The following is a 16053-nucleotide window of genomic DNA, read 5'->3' on the forward strand; positions in this document are numbered from 1 at the left end:
AACGCCACGGGCGACACACTGAGCGAGCCGGATACTACCTTGGGTAACGTTACGGGTGGGAAGCCTGAGCCTCTGTTTGCCGAGAGGAAGAGCAGTGTCCGTCGAGTTTCTGCTGACCATGCTCATCGTCGTGATCACGCCGGGAACGGGGGTTCTCTACACGATGGCCGCCGCACTCTCCCGGGGGATGGCCGCCGGCGTGGTCGCCGCCGTCGGCTGCACGCTGGGCATCGTCCCGCACATGATCGCGGCGATCTCCGGTCTAGCCGCCCTGCTCAGTGCCAGCTCGGTGGCGTTCGAGGTGCTGCGGTATCTCGGCGTCGCCTATCTGCTCTACATGGCGTGGGGGGTGCTACGGGAAAGGGGCGGACTCAAGATCGAAGATGACGTGGAGCCCCAGTCGCCGCTCCGGGTGATCGTGCACGGGATCCTGATCAACATTCTCAACCCGAAGCTGACGCTGTTCTTCTTCGCGTTCCTGCCGCAGTTCGTCGACACCAACGCGCCCAACGCACTGCTCTACATGGTGGAGCTGAGCGCGGTCTTCATGCTGGCGACGTTCGTGGTGTTCGTGCTCTACGGGAAGTTCGCGGCGATCATCCGCTGGCGGGTGATCAGCAAGCCGCAGATCCTGGCGTGGCTGCGCCGGGTCTTCGGCATCGCGTTCATCGCGCTCGCCGCCCGCCTCGTCTTCGACAACTGACTCCGACCGACGCTGCCAACCCGATCTGCTGAGGAATCATGTATTTCGAGCATTCCACCGACATCTGGAACGACTTTCCCGAACTCGTCGCCGGGGTGCTGGTCGCCGACGGCGTGAACGCCGAGAACTCGACGGTGGCGCGCATCGACCGGTTCACCGGCATCGCCACCGAGCGGCTGGCCACCGCCGCCGAGAGCGAGTTCCCGGAGATTCAGGCGTGGCGGCGCACATTCTCCCGGATGGGGCTCAAGCCGACCCAGTACCGGTGTGCGTCGGAGGCGATGCTGCGCCGGTTCCGCAAGGACAAGTCCCTGCCGCAGCTGCACCCGCTCGTCGATGTGTGCAACGCGATGTCGATCGCCTTCGCGATCCCGATCGCGGTCTTCGACATCGCCGAGGTGGCCGGACACCTGGAGGTCCGCCGGGCCTCGGGCGAAGAGACATATCTGACCTTCGGCGGGGAGACGGAGAACCCGGAGCCGGGTGAGGTGATCTTCGCGGATGAGCAGCACCGGGCACACGCCCGGCGATGGACCAACCGGCAGAGCCGCTACTCCGCAGTGCAACCGTCCACCGGCAAGGTATTGATCGTCGTGGAGGCACTGCACGACTCGGCAGGCGAGGACGTCACCCGCCTACTCGCGACGGTAGCGGAAGAACTGGAAGCAGTCTGGGGCGTGCGGGCTAAGTCAGCGACCCTCGGGCCGCAGTCCCGCCGCTTCGAATTCTGACTTCCGCAGGTGTTTGGGTCATGGCGAGCCGACGCGTGCTGGCGGATGAGCCCTGCCGATGGCGACACCGTGGCCCGGCGGCCAAACCTGCAGGCCCGTGAAGCACCGTAGTCGGTCTCGATGTGCATAGCTGGTCTAGTTTCTATTGAAATTGCGGGTTGTCGCCAGCGACATCGGAACCGTCAGAGGTCGAAACCGCCCACGTCGATTCCGCCTTGGTCGAATCCGCCTTGGTCGATTCCGCCTTGGTCGAATCCGCCCTGGTCGAAACCGCCCTGGTCGAAACCGCCCTGGTCGAAACCGCTCTGGTCGAGTCCGTCGTCGCCGCCCGCGTTCGCGGCGTCGATACCTGGGTCGCCGCTGGCGCCCAGGCCGTCCTGGAAGCCGTCCGCGTAGGCCGCCTCTGCCGGGATCCCGGCCATGCCGCCGAACAGGGCGCTCATCAGCACGAACGAGCCCACGCCCCAGGCGCCCGCGACGAGCGCCGGCTTCCACCACGGCTCGCTGTACCAGCCCTGCGGCACCGGTCGCCCGGCGACCGTGCCGCCCGGGTAGTAGTGCGGGGTCTGCTCGGTCGGGTTCGGCGACGCCACCTGCGGGTGGCCTTCGACCTCGACCTCGCGGTACTCGGTCACCTTGCCCGCGCCGCGCTGGCCGGCGAGGTCGGGGAGCTCGGGGCCCGGATCCATGTCCATCGCGATCCGCGCGGCCCGCACGTAGTACAGGCCTTCCAGCGCGGACTCCGTGGTCAGGCGGGCTTGCGCGCCGGTGCGCGCCTGGTCGAGCTGGGAGACCGCCGCGCCGTGCCGTTCAGCCGCATCGGCGAGCGCCTGCTTGGCCGCTTCGTTGGTGCCGACCAGGTTGAGCACCTGACCGCCCAACCGCTCCACCCAGCGTCGCGCTTCCGCCTTGGCGTCTTCGAGCTGGTTACGTTGGTGCGCCACGACCTTCTGCCGGGACCACCAGACCGCGGCGACGATCACCACGAGGGCGATCACGATGATGACGATTGCGGTCACCCCTGCCTCCTGACCCGGCGGAACACCCGTTGGTTCCGACGGTACGCCGCTCAGCAGGGGCGCTGGTCGATCAGAAACCCTCCGGGCAGTGCGGGGCGTCGTCGGTGGCGAACGCGCGAGAGGCTTCGAACAGCGCACCCGGCGCGAGCTCGGCTACCCGCCCGGACCGGGCCAGCCCGGACAGCGTGTTGCCGCCCAGGTACGCCGCGGCCAGGTCGCTGACGTCCAATGCCATCTGGCCCGGGTCGTCGGTGCGGGCGACGCTCGCGACCCCGTCGGCACCTGTGGTCAGCCGCCACCGGCCCGCGTTCCACGGACAGAACGAGTCGGTGACGTCGAACACGACGTCCACCGCGGCGCTGTACCGGCGTGCTTCCAGCGCGTGGTCGAGATCGACCAGCCGGACCCACAGCCCGTCGATGATGTTCCGCTCCGCGAGGCGCGAGTTGGCGAGCATGCCCACCACCGGTTCGTCGACCGCGGCCTTGCCCCAGTGCACCTCGCCGACCAGGTCGAAGTCGAGCAGGTACCGCCAGAGCGCGGCGTAGGCCTGCGGGGTCGACGCGACGAGCTCTAGCACCCGCAGGTGGTAGGCGGGGCCCTGGTTCGTCCAATTGGGCTTGGGCCGGTAGATGACGTAGCCGTCGGGGTGCAGCGCGAACCGGGTCTTGCCCAGGTCGCCGCGCTCGCTGCGGTCGTCGATCATCCGGACCTCCCAGGAGCCGTCGGCCCTGGACAGCCAGCCGGTCCGGGTCGCGGCCACCGCCGGGTATCGCTGGTGCACGAATTCCAGCGCGGTTTCCCGGTCGACCTCGCTGACCCGCCTCCCATCGACGTCCACAGTGGACAAGAAAGCCGCGCCGCGCGGCAGGGTCAGGTGGCTCTCGTAGCTGGCCAGGCCGAAGCCGAACCGGCCGTAGATGGACGCTTCCGAGGCGTACAGCGCGGCGAGCCCGGAGCCGTTGCCGCGCAGGTCGTCGAGCTGGGCGCGCATCAGCGAGGTCAGCGCGCCGCGTCGCCGGTGTCCGGGCTTGACCCCGACCGCCGTGATGGCGGCGACCGGGTGCTGAACCGGGCCCGGCAGCGTAATGCCCGTTTCGAACCGCCCGGCGACGCCGATCGCTTCGTCGCCGTCGAACGTTCCGTGGGCCAGCGCCGGGTCGAAGAGCTCGCGGTAGCGCTCGATCGGCGAGTCGCGGCTGTCGTCGAGGAAAGCAGCGGTGAAGACGTCGAAGAACAAATCGCGGTCGTCGGCCGAAAGACTTCTCGTGGTGAGGTCCGCCATGTGACGTTCATACCGCCCGCGGGAACGGCGTGCGACTCATTTTCAGGCGGTCCTCGGGAGTCGGCGAAACCGTGCTTTCAGACGCCGAGCGGGACCTCGGCGACGGTCTCCCACTCGGAGCACGAGTGGTCCCGGTTGAGCTTGACCAGGGACAGCGCGGACACCTTGGCCGTGGTCGGCTCGACCACCGTGGCACCGAGGGTGGCGACGGCGAAGATCGCCGGGCCTTCGGTGGTGGAGTGGGCGAGGCTCACGTGCTTGTCGACGTCTTCGGGTTCCGCCGGGAGGGTCGCTCCACCGAGTGCCTCGGCGGTCACTTCGCGCACCGCGGCGCGGAGTTCGAGCACCGTCGACTGGGGTTCGGCGGGCAGCGACAGCGACTCCGGCAGCACCACTGCGTGGTGGAACGCCAGGGTCAGGGGCAGCGCGGACGCCAGTCGGGTACGGGCGCCCGCCACCAGCGGTTCGATGCGCGACTCGTCGATCTCGTCGGTGAAACCGATTTCCTGCACCAGGATGTGCATCCATTCCAGCGGGACGAGGTCGAAGCCGGGCAAATCGCGCAGCGCGTACTGGTAGCCGTTCACCAGCTTGCGCAGCCCGGGCTGATCGGCCAGCGGCAGCAGCCACGCGTAGCCGGTGCGCCCGGCGTGCCAGCCCGAGCGCCAGCGGGCGTGGTTGCGGACCTGGTCGGCGTGCGGCATGTCGGTCACCCCTCACATACTGCCCGGGCGGCTCCGGGAGTGGGGCGAGCTTGAGCTATCTCACGGTTTTCGAGGGCTCGCGTTCACTCGGCTGTGCCTTCGCGGCCGGGGTGTCCAGGCTGGCCGCCGCGTCGGAGTCGCGCACCCGCAGCCCCAGCAGCAGGCCGAGCCCGGCGAAGACCACCGAAACCAGGAACGCGCCGTGGTAGGCGCCCAGCTGCGCCTCCGCGACCTGGCCGGCCGCGGTGGGATCCACTGTGGACATGCCGTGCTCGGTGAGCACCACCAGCACGGTCGCGACGATCGCGGTGCCCAGCGCGGTGGCGACCTGCCTGCTGACGTTGAACATCGAGCTGGCCTGCCCCATGGCGGCACCGGAGATCCGGGCGAATGTCGCGGTCTGCACCGGAGTCATCAGCAGCCCCATCGCCACGCCCTGCACCGCGAGCAACGCGACCAGGAGCCACAACGAGGTGTCGGTGCCCTGCAGTTGCAACCCGAGGCCGATCGCGACCTGCACCGCGAACCCGGCCAGGATCAGCCGCTTCGGCCCGACCCGGCCGTAGATCCGGCTGATTACCTGGGTGGTCAGCAACATGCTGATGGCCTGCGGCATCAGCACGAGGCCGGCGTGCATGGGCGATACTCCACGCAGGTTCTGCAGGTACAGCGGGATTAGGAAGAGCACCCCGAACATCGCCCCGGTCTGGCACAGCAGCAGCACGTTGCCGGTGCCGAACAACCGGTCGGTCAGCAGCCGCAGGTCGAGCATCGGATGCGTGACTCTCAACTCCCGCCAGACCAATCCGCCGATGAGCAGCACCGCGGCCACGAGGCTCGACCAGACCTGGGGCTGGCCCCAGCCGAGCTGCGCACCCTGTTCGAGCCCGTAGAGCAGCGTCGCCAAACCGGCTCCGGCGAGCACGAAACCGGGAAAGTCGAAGCGCCCCGGATCGCGCCGCGGTTCCTCCCGGAGGAACACCACGGCGAAGAACAGCGCCAAGGCCCCGACGGGGACGTTGATGAAGAAGATCCACCGCCAGTTGGCGTATTGGACGAGCAACCCGCCGAGCACCGGCCCGAGCATGGGCGCAACGGTGATCGGGATGGAAAGCACGGCCCCGGCCTTGGCGCGCTCGTTGGGCGGGAAGGCCCGGAACAGCATCGCCTGGCCAACGGGCACGAGCATCCCGCCGCCAACGCCCTGCAGCACCCGGGCGCCGACGAGCTGCCACATCTCGGTGGAAACCCCGCACAGCACGGACGCGAGGGTGAAGATGACGACGGCGGACTGGAAGGTCCGCTTGCTGCCGAACCGATCGGCGATCCAGCCGGACGATGGGATGAACACGGCGAGGCTGATCATGTACCCGGTGAGCACCCACTGGAGTGCGGCGGCGTCGACCCGGAACTCCCGCCCCAAGGTGGCCAGCGCGACGTTCAGGATGGTCACGTCGAGGATCTGCATGATCAGCGCCAGTACAAAGGTGATGCCGACCAACCACTTGTACTCAAGCCGCCGCACAAAACCCCCAAGAGATCAAGAAGAGCCGAGAAGGGCCCGAGCCGCCGTCAGCCCGACCACAAGCCTCGCCCAACCCCCCGACAAAACCCAAAGCCTTTTTATTCCCCAGAACCCCAACCCAAAACGCAACAGCCGCGAAGCGGCACGAACCGCCCAAACGGCAAGCCGCACCCGGGAGGCGCGACACAACGGACACTGTGAGCAAGGTCGCTGCCCCAGCGCGCCGCTCTGCAGGACAAGACCGGATGCTCACGAACACACCGCGCCTCAACGGGGAAGGAGCAAGCGGCGATTTCGCGCGAAGTCGCCACCCGGCACGCATGGGGAGCGGCGATTTCGCGCGAAGTCGCCACCCGGCACGCATGGGGAGCGGCGATTTCGCGCGAAGTCGCCGCTACGGTGCGGCTGGTCAAAGCCCGGGCCGGGAGCGCGGAAAAGCTGAGAAGCGGTCGAAAGGCGCCCCCCGTGCGGTGGGGGGTGTGGGGGGCTCGGCCCCCGCAGCATGGCGAGGTGTGGAGGTCTGGGGCCACGCGAAGTCGCCGCTACGGTGCGGCTGGTCAAAGCCCGGGCCGGGAGCGCGGAAAAGCTGAGAAGCGGTCGAAAGGCGCCCTCCGCGCCGTGGGGGGTGTGGGGGGCTCGGCCCCCGCAGCATGGCGAGGTGTGGAGGTCTGGGGCCACGCGAAGTCGCCGCTACGGTGCGGCTGGTCAAAGCCCAGGCCGGGAACGCGGAAAAGCCGAGAAGCGGTCGAAAGGCGCCCCCCGTGCGGTGGGGGGTGTGGGGGGCTCGGCCCCCGCAGCATGGCGAGGTGTGGAGGTCTGGGGCCACGCGAAGTCGCCGCTACGGTGCGGCTGGTCAAAGCCCGGGCCGGGAGCGCGGAAAGCCGAGAAGCGGTCGAAAGGCGCCCCCCGTGCGGTGGGGGGTGTGGGGGGCTCGGCCCCCCACAGCGAAGGCGAAGAGTAAGGGTCTAGGTGGGCCGAAGGCCCACTAGACACAAAGCACCCAACTCGGAGCGGGCGACGGGAATCGAACCCGCGTAGCCAGTTTGGAAGACTGGGGCTCTACCATTGAGCTACGCCCGCGTGCTGGTTCCGCCTGGCCCTCGCGGGTTTAGGCGACCTTACGTGTCACAGCTTAGCGGGTCGCGATAAGCTCTCCGCAACGCACCCGGGGTTCCTGGGTGCTCCGCACGTCGGACGGGGTGTGGCGCAGTTTGGTAGCGCACTCGCTTTGGGTGCGAGGGGTCGTGGGTTCAAATCCCGCCACCCCGACGTCGCGGCCGGCCGCTCGCCATCGGTGAGTGGCCGGTTTTCTTTTTGCCGGTCGGCGTGTTCGGCGTGGTGATGTGCGTCGCAGCAGCCGGCCGCGGATGGTAACGCTCTGTGGGGGGCGGCCGATCTTCCCTTCGTGCGCGATTGGAGTCTGTCCGGTTTCCGGATCCAGCTGCCGACCTTGGTGGTGTGCGCGGTGCTGGGCGCTGCGGTGGCTTTCCTGGTCGTCGTTTCGCTATGCGTGCCGGGTCCGCCGGTTTCGCCTGCGTCGGCGCCGCCGGAGGGCATCGTGACCGCGGTGACGCCTACTCAGTTGGGTTCGGCGGTTGGGGCGCTGGTCGGCGGTTGATGGTTTCGACGGCGCAGGCGGTGGGGCGGATCGCCTTCTTGCCGCAACTGTTGGGCCGGGGCGGGTCGAGTTCGCGTTCCCGGACCACGACCTGCCAGCTCCGGCCGTCCTGGTGGTCGATCAGCACCTGGTGGGCTTCTTCGCCGGTGACGCGCAGGGCGTCGGCGAGGTATTCGCCGAGGCGCTCCCGGAGGGCGAGTTCGGCGGCTTGTCCGGCGCGGCTCCACGTGGATCGGCCTCGGCAGTGGTCGAGGACGACCTTCCCGGCCGCGGCTGAGGACAGCACCGCGTCGGCGGTTTGCGCGTTCAGCCGCCCGTAGGTGTACCCGCTGGGCAGCACGACCGCGGCGGGCGCGAAGCGGTGCCCGCCGGTGTGCGAGGACTCCCAGATCATGCCGTCGTGCCGCCTGGTGAGTTCCGTGATCAGTTCGCGGCCGAGGAGGGCGCAGCACCGGTCGCGGCGGCCGTTGGTGCAAACCAGCAGCAGCGGCTCGGTGGCGGGCTGCCCCCAGCCATCGTGGTGGCCGGCCGTGATCCGGGCGAAGTCGAGTTCGAGGAGTTCGGCGGGGTCCGTGGTGGTCGCCGTCCGCAGCCAGCCAGTGCCGGGGGCGGTGTGCGCGAGGAACACCCGCCGCGGCTGGTCACCGGCGGTGTCCGCGTGCCGCCCGGGGTGCCGGATGAGCTGGATCCGCACCCGGTGCTGGTCGGCCCGCGCGGATAGCGCCCGCCCGAGCTCGGGGTCCAGGTGGCTCTGGGTCAGCGCGTTGTGGCCCCAGGGGCCGCGCTGTTCCAGGCACAGCCAGCTGTCGGCCACCGCTGCGGTGCCGGGCATCGGCTCGGCGAGCGCTTCGGACAGTGCGGCGCAGGTAGCGGCGTCGGCTGCGGTGTGGTGCACGTTTCCACTCAAACACGGATAACGGCTCGGCGGAGCATCCGGGCTTAGGTGAGGCTTGCCAACGCCGGTAGTTGCAACCCCGGGCCGGGTGTCCCGGCGGGAAGCAATAGACTCGGAGGTCAGCCCGGCATCGTTGGACGTGGTGGTATGCCGCGCCCGTTGGCAGCGCCGGGAATCAAGCACGTTCGCACTAGGAGACCACGTGAAGAGCACCGTCGAGCACCTGAGCCCGACGCGCGTCCGGATCAATGTCGAGGTGCCGTTCGACGAGCTCAAGCCGAACTTCGACCGCGCGTACAAGGCACTCGCCCAGCAGGTCCGTATCCCCGGCTTCCGGCCGGGCAAGGTCCCGGCGCGGGTGCTGGAGAGTCGCATCGGTCGGGGCCCCGTGCTCGACGAGGTCGTCAACGAAGCGGTCCCGGCCAAGTACCTGGAGGCGGTCAACAGCAGCGAGGTGCGCACCCTCGGTACCCCGGACATCGAGGTGACCAAGATCGAGGACGGCGCGGAGATCGCGTTCACCGCCGAGGTCGACGTCCGCCCCGAGATCACCGTGCCCGCCTTCGGCGAGCTGTCGGTCAGCGTGGACGACGTCGACGTCACCGAGGACGAGGTGACCGAGCAGCTCGACTCGCTGCGCGCCCGCTTCGGCACCCTCGCCGGGGTGGAGCGCCCCGCGCAGGAGGGCGACTTCGTCAGCATCGACCTGTCGGCCACCGTCGACGGCGAGGAGGTCGAGGACGCCAAGACCAGCGGCCTGTCCTACGAGATCGGCTCCGGCCAGCTCATCGAGGGCATCGACGACGCGCTGATCGGCGCGAGCGAGGGCGACACCAAGACGTTCACCACCAAGCTGGTGGGCGGTGAGTACGCCGGCAAGGACGCCGAGGTTTCGGTCACGCTCAACTCCGTCAAGGAGCGCCAGCTGCCCGAGGCCGACGACGAGTTCGCCCTGCTGGCCAGCGAGTTCGACACCGTCGAGGAGCTCGTCGCCGACCTGCGGGAGCGGCTGGGCCGGGTCAAGAAGATGCAGCAGGGCATGGAGGCCCGGGACAACGTCCTGGACGCGCTGCTGGAGACCGTCGAGGTGCCGCTGCCGGAGAAGATCGTCGAGTCGGAGATCGAGGCGCGCCAGCACGACGCGTTGCACCCGTTCGACCACGACGAGGCGCGCTTCGAAGAGTGGCTTGAGCAGCAGGAGAAGACCCGCGAGGAGTTCGACGCCGAGACTCGCGCCGAGGCGGAGAAGGCGGTCAAGACTCAGCTCGTGCTGGACACCATCGCCGACGCCGAGGACGTGTCCGTCTCCGACGACGAGCTCACCCAGCGGATCATCTACCAAGCCCAGCGCTTCGGCATGAGTCCGGACCAGTTCGTCCAGCAGGCCCAGCAGTCGGGCCAGCTCGGCGCGATGTACGCCGACGTGCGCCGCAGCAAGGCGCTGTTCTCGGTCGTGCGCCAGGCCACCGTCACCGACGAGGCCGGCAACGAGCTGGATCTCGACGAGCTGTTCGGCCCGCAGGAGTCCGAGCAGGCCGAGGCCGCGAAGGCGGAGTGACCCGCCTCTCGACCGGACAATTGAATAGCATGCTCTAAGCGAACGTGGGCGGTACTGGGAAGCTGGTGCCGTCCACGTTCGTTAGGGTCGGTTGTAGCGGATCACCCGAGAGGGAAGCAGGACATCGCCGGGGCGCGGTCCACTGTGGAAGTGGGCGGAGTGGCCGAAGTGGCCCCGGTGGACAACGGCCCATTGTGGGAGAAGGCAGGGAGACGTGACGCAGCACCTGACTGTTCCGGCGTCCGACACGCAGTCGCCGTCCATGCGGACGGGGACGAACGGGCTCTCGCTCAACGACTCGGTTTACGAGCGGCTGCTGCGGGAGCGCATCATCGTCCTCGGCTCCCAGGTCGAGGACTCGATCTCGAACCAGATTTGCTCGCAGCTGCTGCTGCTGGCGGCGGAGGACCCGGACCGCGACATTTCGCTCTACATCAACTCGCCGGGTGGCTCGGTGACGGCGGGCATGGCGATCTACGACACCATGCAGCTGATCAAGCCGGACGTGGCCACCGTGGCAATGGGCATGGCCGCCTCGATGGGACAGTTCCTGCTGTCCGCGGGCGCCCAGGGCAAGCGGTTCGCGCTGCCGCACGCGCGGATCATGATGCACCAGCCGTCGGCCGGTCTCGGCGGTACGGCTTCGGACATCGAGATCCAGGCCAAGATGTTCTCCAGGCACAAGAAGGAGATGGCCGAGCTGATCGCGGCGCAGACCGGTCAGACGGTGGAGAAGATCACTCAGGACTCGGACCGCGACCGGTGGTTCACCGCGGAGGAGGCCCGCGAGTACGGGTTCGTGGACCACGTGGCGAGTGCCGCGAACCTTCCGAGCAGCTGATCATCCCGCCCGGACCTAGCAACGAGGAGTCACCTGTCGTGAACCCTTACCAGTCACTGCAGTCCCGGTACGTGCTGCCTTCGTTCGTCGAGCGCACCGCGTACGGGGTCAAGGAGTCGAACCCGTACAACAAGCTGTTCGAGGAACGCATCATCTTCCTCGGCGTCCAGGTCGACGACGCGTCGGCCAACGACGTGATGGCGCAGCTGCTGTTCCTGGAGTCCGACGACCCGGACCGCGAGATCCAGATGTACATCAACTCGCCCGGTGGTTCGTTCACCGCGCTGATGGCCATCTATGACACCATCCAGTACGTCCGGCCGGACGTGCGCACCATCTGCCTCGGGCAGGCGGCCTCGGCCGCGGCGGTGCTGCTGGCCGCCGGCACCAAGGGCAAGCGGATGGCGCTGCCGAACTCGCGGATCCTGATCCACCAGCCGTCGGTCGAGGGCATCTACGGCCAGGTTTCCGACCTGGAGATCCAGGCCGCCGAGGTGCAGCGGATGCGCGAACTGCTGGAGACCACGTTGGCGAAGCACACCAACCGGTCTCAGGAGCAGGTCCGCGACGACATCGACCGGGACAAGATCCTCACGGCCGAGCAGGCCGCCGAGTACGGCATCATCGACGAGGTCCTGCCCTACCGGAAGCTGTCGGCGCAGAAGTCCTGATTCAGAAGAATGCACGGCTCGTCCTGAGCAGCGGTGCGAGTGCGGAACCTCAGAGGCTTTCTCGACTCCGGGATCCCCGACTCGTGTATGACCCAACACGCCACGTCGGGGCTGTCCTCGCGAGAAGGCCTCTGAGAACCCGCGGCGGTGCCGGTTGCGAGGGTGGGCCAAGCGGCTGCGCCGCTTGCGGCGGCTTCCGCGCACGCCGCGTCAAGCGTCGCGATGCGGGTTGCGGGATGAAGCAACCGCCAGATACCGCAGTGCGCGGTCGCGCACCTGGTAGAAGTGGGCGGACGGCCGGATAGTGGCGGACTCGCCACGCCCGTCCGTTGTCCACGACACGCCGAACGCGGTGCTGGTCACACCACGCTCGGCCATGGCGGACACTGTGAGTCTCCCCGAACACGGGGAACGACAGGTACCGTCGGAGGCACATACGGTCAGGCGCGCTACTGGACGGCGCGCCGGAGGGGACGGGGTCAGCGGTCATGGCACGTATCGGTGACGGCGGCGACCTGCTGAAGTGCTCCTTCTGCGGGAAGAGCCAGAAGCAGGTGAAGAAACTCATCGCCGGCCCCGGCGTGTACATCTGCGATGAGTGCATCGATCTCTGCAACGAGATCATCGAGGAGGAACTGGCCGAGGCGGGCGAGGTCAAGCTCGACGAGCTGCCGAAGCCGGCCGAGATCCACGAGTTCCTCGACCAGTACGTCATCGGGCAGGACCCGGCGAAGCGGAACCTGGCTGTTGCGGTCTACAACCACTACAAGCGCATCCAGGCCGGTGAGCGCCGGGAGAGCCGCGGTGAAGAGGCCGTCGAACTGGCCAAGTCGAACATCCTGATGCTCGGGCCCACCGGCTGCGGCAAGACTTACCTGGCTCAGACGCTGGCCAAGATGCTCAACGTCCCGTTCGCGATCGCCGACGCCACCGCGCTCACTGAGGCCGGTTACGTGGGCGAGGACGTGGAGAACATCCTGCTCAAGCTGATCCAGGCGGCCGACTACGACGTGAAGCGGGCCGAGACCGGGATCATCTACATCGACGAGGTCGACAAGATCGCGCGCAAGAGCGAGAACCCGTCGATCACCCGCGACGTCTCCGGCGAGGGCGTGCAGCAGGCTCTGCTGAAGATCCTGGAAGGCACCACCGCGAGCGTGCCGCCGCAGGGCGGTCGCAAGCACCCGCACCAGGAGTTCATCCAGATCGACACCACGAACGTGCTGTTCATCGTGGCGGGCGCGTTCGCCGGGCTGGAGAAGATCGTCGAGGACAGGGTCGGCAAGCACAGCGTCGGGTTCGGCGCGGAGCTGCGGTCGAAGAACCAGATCGACACCACCGACCATTTCGCCGACGTGATGCCCGAGGACCTGATCAAGTTCGGCTTGATCCCCGAGTTCATCGGCCGGCTGCCCACGGTCGCCAGCGTCACCAACCTGGACAAGCCGTCGCTGGTGCAGATCCTCACCGAGCCGCGCAACGCGCTGGTGAAGCAGTACAAGCGGTTGTTCGAGATGGACAACGTGGAGCTGGAGTTCACCAAGACCGCGCTGGAGGCCATCGCCGACCAGGCGATCCTGCGGGGTACGGGTGCCCGCGGGCTGCGCGCGATCCTGGAAGAGGTCCTGCTGCCGGTGATGTACGACATCCCGAGCCGTTCGGACGTGGCCAAGGTCGTGATCACCGAGCAGACGGTGCGTGAGAACGTCAACCCGACGATCGTCGCCCGCCAGGCCACTCGTCGCGAGCGCCGCGAGAAGTCCGCCTGAGGCCAGCTGGGTCGGTGTCTCAGTCGGTCGTGCGGTGATGTCTGCTGCCCGGGCCTGCGCGTCGCGAGCGCGTTCAGCGGTTGACGAGTCGTTGCGAAGGGTGCCGAGGGCGGTGCCCTTCGGGCTTCTTCTCGGGTGGGTGCCGCCCTTGGTCTTGATCATTACCGGATCGGTGGATACCGGTCGCGGCCTGTGGATCCATCAGGGTTAGATGATCATTGGGTGCGACCAGACCAACGTTTCTCCGGGAGCGGTGCCATGAGCGAGATGCATGTCCTGCTGGTTCACGGAATGACCGGTTCCGGCCCTTGGCATTGGCAGCAGTGGCTCGCCGGGCAGCTCCGTGAGCAGGGCGTCCAGGTGGACCTGCCAGCCCTGCCCGACCCCGACCGGCCGATGCTCGAGAACTGGCTGCCGGTGCTTCGGGAACGGCTGGAGGCCGTGCCGCCGGAAGCCGAACTGGTCGTCGCGGCCCATTCCTGCGGGGTGGCGCTGTGGCTGCACCACGCGGCGACGATCGCCGGGCGGTCCCGGCGCGCGGACCGGGTCCTGCTCGTGTCCCCGCCGGCCCGGGACTGGCGACACCCGGGCGCCCAGGGCATCACGCCCTACCCGGCGGACGCCTCGGCGCTGCGCCGGGCCGCCGGGATCACCCGCCTCGTGGTGGGCACCGGCGACCCTTACCTGTCGATGTACCAGGCGCACGCGTTGGCCGAGGACCTGCAGGTCGAGGTGGACGTGATCCTCGACGGCGGGCATCTCAACACCGACGGCGGCTACGGTCCGTGGCCGGCGGTGCTGGGGTGGTCCCTGTACGGCACGGTCCCGCTCAACGACCGCTTCGACACGGACACCTACACCGCGGGCCCGTCCCAGGAACGCCTACGCCTGGTCTGAGCCCTTCACCTGTCGCTTGAGCGGGCGAGCTGGGTGCCGACGAAGTCGACGAGCTCCGGCAGCGCCTTGCGGTAGTAGCGGCTGTTGTGGCCACCCGGGGTGGTCGAGGCGTAGTCGGGCTGGGCGGCGCGGATGAAGCGGCGGGTGCCGTCGATGAAGCGGTCCTCGGTGCCGCACCACACGCCCAGCGGGACGTCGCCGAGCGCGCCGATGTGGCGGAGCGGGTCCATCTCCGCCCACTCCGCCTCGTTTGCGAAGGCCCGCCGCTTGCTCATCTCCTGCCAGCTGGTGATCAGCGCCGGGGAGACCACGGCGGCGGCCGACAGGGGGTTGCCCTGCTCGCGGCGGCGGCGGGCGTAGAGCAGCGCGCCGAACCCGCCCATCGAGATGCCGGCGGCCGCGAACGGTCGGCCGCCTTCGCCGCCGAGGCCGCGTTCGGCCAGCCAGCGCGGCACTTCGTCGAGCAACATCGACATCGGATCATCGCCGGGCCACCGGTGCCAGTAGCTGTTCCCGCCGCCGTCCACGGCGAGGAACGCGAACGGCGGGATGCGGCCGGCCGCGACCGAGTCGGACAGCCAGTTCGGCAGCCCGCCCGCCGACTTGCGCGCGTCGCCGAACCGCCCGTGCAGCATCAGGCAGACCGGAAGTCCTTCGCGCGCAACGTCTTTCGGGTACATCGTGACGAGGTGGACGGGGCAGTTGCGGGCCTGCGAGTACACCTGCTCCACGGACACGTCCGACGCGTCGGCCAGCGGCACCGCCGGGCGCGAGTCGAGGTCGGCGGTCAGGCCGACGCCCAGCGCGGCGAGCCCGGCGACACCGGAGGCGAGGACGCTGCGCCGACTCAGCATGCGGCCGCGCGATTCACCGTAGCCCATGCGCCCTCCCGTTTGACCGTTCCGCTCTCATCGTGCCAACGGCATATGCCGCCACCAACCGGATGGGGCGCAATCAGGCGATGTCCTTCGTCACGATGCGTTCGGCTCCGGTGTAGACGTTCATGGACTGGCCGCGGAGGAACCCGATCAACGTCATGCCCTGCTCCGCCGCGAGGTCCGCGGCCAGCGACGATGGCGCGGACACCGCAGCGAGCGCGGGCACCCCGGCCATCGCGGCCTTCTGCACGAGTTCGAACGAAGCCCGGCCGGACACCAGCAACACGCACCCGGTCAACGGCACCCGGTCCGCCAGCAGGGCCCAACCCAGGACCTTGTCGACCGCGTTGTGCCTGCCGACGTCCTCGCGCACCACGAGCACCTCGCCGCCGGAATCGAACAGGCCTGCCGCGTGCAGCCCGCCGGTGGTGTCGAAGACGCGCTGGGCGGCCCGCAACCGGCCGGGGAGCTCGATGAGGGTGGCGGGTTCCAGCGTCAGCGGGTCGTCGGCGGGGGAGTGGCGGGTGCTCAGCCGGACCGAGTCCAGCGCGGCCTTGCCGCACACCCCGCAGGACGAGGTGGTGTAGAAGTTGCGCGTCACCGAGGCGTCCGGCGGCCGCACGCCGGGCGCGAGCAGGATGTCGAGCACGTTGTAGGTGTTGCGGCCGTCCGGGCCGGGGCTGTCGCAGTAGCGGGCCGTGGACAGCTGGTCCTTGTCGTGGATGACGCCCTCGGTCAGCAGGAACCCATGCGCGAGCTCGATGTCGTGGCCGGGCGTGCGCATGGTGACCGAGAGCGGGGCGCCGTTGACCCGGATCTCCAGCGGCTCCTCGGCGGCCAGGGTGTCCGGCCTGGTCCGGGCGCCGTCGGCGGCGATCTTCAGCACCGGTCGTCGTATGGTTACGCGTCCCATCGGGCCCTCCCTGCCAGGCTGCGTCGGCGAAACGCGCTTCATTCGG

16 protein-coding genes and 2 tRNA genes are annotated in these 16053 nt (G+C 68.8%); 9 read left to right on the plus strand and 9 right to left on the minus strand.

The window, feature by feature from the left end; all coding sequences use genetic code 11:
- Positions 1 to 94 precede the first annotated feature (94 nt).
- Complete coding sequence (locus tag FDZ84_RS18640) at positions 95 to 703, plus strand: LysE family translocator (protein WP_168586959.1); 609 nt, start codon at positions 95 to 97, stop codon at positions 701 to 703.
- A 38-nt stretch (positions 704 to 741) separates the two neighbouring features.
- A complete protein-coding gene (locus FDZ84_RS18645; protein WP_168586960.1) occupies positions 742 to 1434 on the plus strand; it encodes a B3/4 domain-containing protein in 693 nt (230 codons plus the stop codon).
- A gap of 182 nt (positions 1435 to 1616) precedes the next feature.
- On the opposite strand, the gene FDZ84_RS18650 is transcribed toward FDZ84_RS18645, so the two are convergent.
- From FDZ84_RS18650 to FDZ84_RS18670, 5 genes are all read right to left on the minus strand, one after another.
- Complete coding sequence (locus FDZ84_RS18650) at positions 1617 to 2453, minus strand: hypothetical protein (protein WP_168586961.1); 837 nt, start codon at positions 2451 to 2453, stop codon at positions 1617 to 1619.
- 70 nt (positions 2454 to 2523) lie between these two features.
- Entirely contained in the window at positions 2524 to 3738 is a 1215-nt protein-coding gene (locus FDZ84_RS18655) for a GNAT family N-acetyltransferase (protein WP_168586962.1), read from the minus strand.
- 77 nt (positions 3739 to 3815) lie between these two features.
- Entirely contained in the window at positions 3816 to 4442 is a 627-nt protein-coding gene (locus tag FDZ84_RS18660) for a 2'-5' RNA ligase family protein (RefSeq protein ID WP_168586963.1), read from the minus strand.
- Positions 4443 to 4497: 55 nt separating this feature from the next.
- On the minus strand, positions 4498 to 5967 hold the full coding sequence (locus FDZ84_RS18665; RefSeq protein ID WP_168586964.1) for an MDR family MFS transporter: 1470 nt from the start codon (positions 5965 to 5967) through the stop codon (positions 4498 to 4500).
- A 1009-nt stretch (positions 5968 to 6976) separates the two neighbouring features.
- Positions 6977 to 7047: transfer RNA gene (locus tag FDZ84_RS18670), tRNA-Gly, on the minus strand.
- Positions 7048 to 7162: 115 nt separating this feature from the next.
- Between FDZ84_RS18670 and FDZ84_RS18675 the strand changes: the two genes are divergently transcribed.
- Both FDZ84_RS18675 and FDZ84_RS18680 read left to right on the plus strand, forming a co-directional pair.
- Positions 7163 to 7236 (plus strand) — tRNA-Pro (locus tag FDZ84_RS18675).
- Between the two features lie 136 nt (positions 7237 to 7372).
- Positions 7373 to 7585: a hypothetical protein gene (locus FDZ84_RS18680; RefSeq protein WP_168586965.1), complete on the plus strand. Its 213-nt coding sequence runs from the start codon at positions 7373 to 7375 to the stop codon at positions 7583 to 7585.
- Here the strand turns inward: FDZ84_RS18680 and FDZ84_RS18685 are convergent.
- Positions 7542 to 8480 (minus strand): sucrase ferredoxin, encoded by a 939-nt coding sequence (locus tag FDZ84_RS18685; protein WP_168586966.1) that lies wholly within the window; start codon positions 8478 to 8480, stop codon positions 7542 to 7544. The two genes, FDZ84_RS18680 and FDZ84_RS18685, sit on opposite strands and share 44 nt — an antisense overlap.
- Before the next feature lie 202 nt (positions 8481 to 8682).
- Here FDZ84_RS18685 and tig point away from each other — a divergent pair, with 202 nt between their 5' ends.
- The 3 genes from tig (at position 8683) to FDZ84_RS18700 (ending at position 11550) form a co-directional block, all read left to right on the plus strand.
- The gene (gene tig / locus FDZ84_RS18690; RefSeq protein ID WP_168586967.1) at positions 8683 to 10038 is read left to right on the plus strand and encodes a trigger factor; all 1356 of its coding nucleotides are present in this window, start codon (positions 8683 to 8685) and stop codon (positions 10036 to 10038) included.
- Positions 10039 to 10252: 214 nt separating this feature from the next.
- Positions 10253 to 10879 (plus strand): ATP-dependent Clp protease proteolytic subunit, encoded by a 627-nt coding sequence (locus FDZ84_RS18695; protein WP_168586968.1) that lies wholly within the window; start codon positions 10253 to 10255, stop codon positions 10877 to 10879.
- A gap of 38 nt (positions 10880 to 10917) precedes the next feature.
- A complete protein-coding gene (locus FDZ84_RS18700) occupies positions 10918 to 11550 on the plus strand; it encodes an ATP-dependent Clp protease proteolytic subunit (RefSeq protein ID WP_168586969.1) in 633 nt (210 codons plus the stop codon).
- A 210-nt stretch (positions 11551 to 11760) separates the two neighbouring features.
- Here FDZ84_RS18700 and FDZ84_RS18705 read toward each other — a convergent pair whose 3' ends face one another.
- Positions 11761 to 11937, minus strand: a complete 177-nt coding sequence (locus FDZ84_RS18705; protein WP_168586970.1) for a hypothetical protein — start codon at positions 11935 to 11937, stop codon at positions 11761 to 11763.
- Between the two features lie 101 nt (positions 11938 to 12038).
- Here FDZ84_RS18705 and clpX point away from each other — a divergent pair, with 101 nt between their 5' ends.
- Entirely contained in the window at positions 12039 to 13319 is a 1281-nt protein-coding gene (gene clpX, locus FDZ84_RS18710) for an ATP-dependent Clp protease ATP-binding subunit ClpX (protein WP_168586971.1), read from the plus strand.
- Between the two features lie 258 nt (positions 13320 to 13577).
- The gene (locus FDZ84_RS18715; RefSeq protein WP_168586972.1) at positions 13578 to 14216 is read left to right on the plus strand and encodes an alpha/beta hydrolase; all 639 of its coding nucleotides are present in this window, start codon (positions 13578 to 13580) and stop codon (positions 14214 to 14216) included.
- A 5-nt stretch (positions 14217 to 14221) separates the two neighbouring features.
- Here FDZ84_RS18715 and FDZ84_RS18720 read toward each other — a convergent pair whose 3' ends face one another.
- A complete protein-coding gene (locus tag FDZ84_RS18720) occupies positions 14222 to 15097 on the minus strand; it encodes an alpha/beta hydrolase family protein (protein WP_168586973.1) in 876 nt (291 codons plus the stop codon).
- Positions 15098 to 15170: 73 nt separating this feature from the next.
- On the minus strand, positions 15171 to 16007 hold the full coding sequence (fdhD, locus tag FDZ84_RS18725; protein ID WP_168586974.1) for a formate dehydrogenase accessory sulfurtransferase FdhD: 837 nt from the start codon (positions 16005 to 16007) through the stop codon (positions 15171 to 15173).
- Between the last annotated feature and the right edge of the window lie 46 nt (positions 16008 to 16053).

Source organism: Saccharopolyspora sp. ASAGF58, from assembly GCF_012277335.1.
GTDB classification, from domain to species: domain Bacteria; phylum Actinomycetota; class Actinomycetes; order Mycobacteriales; family Pseudonocardiaceae; genus Saccharopolyspora; species Saccharopolyspora hattusasensis.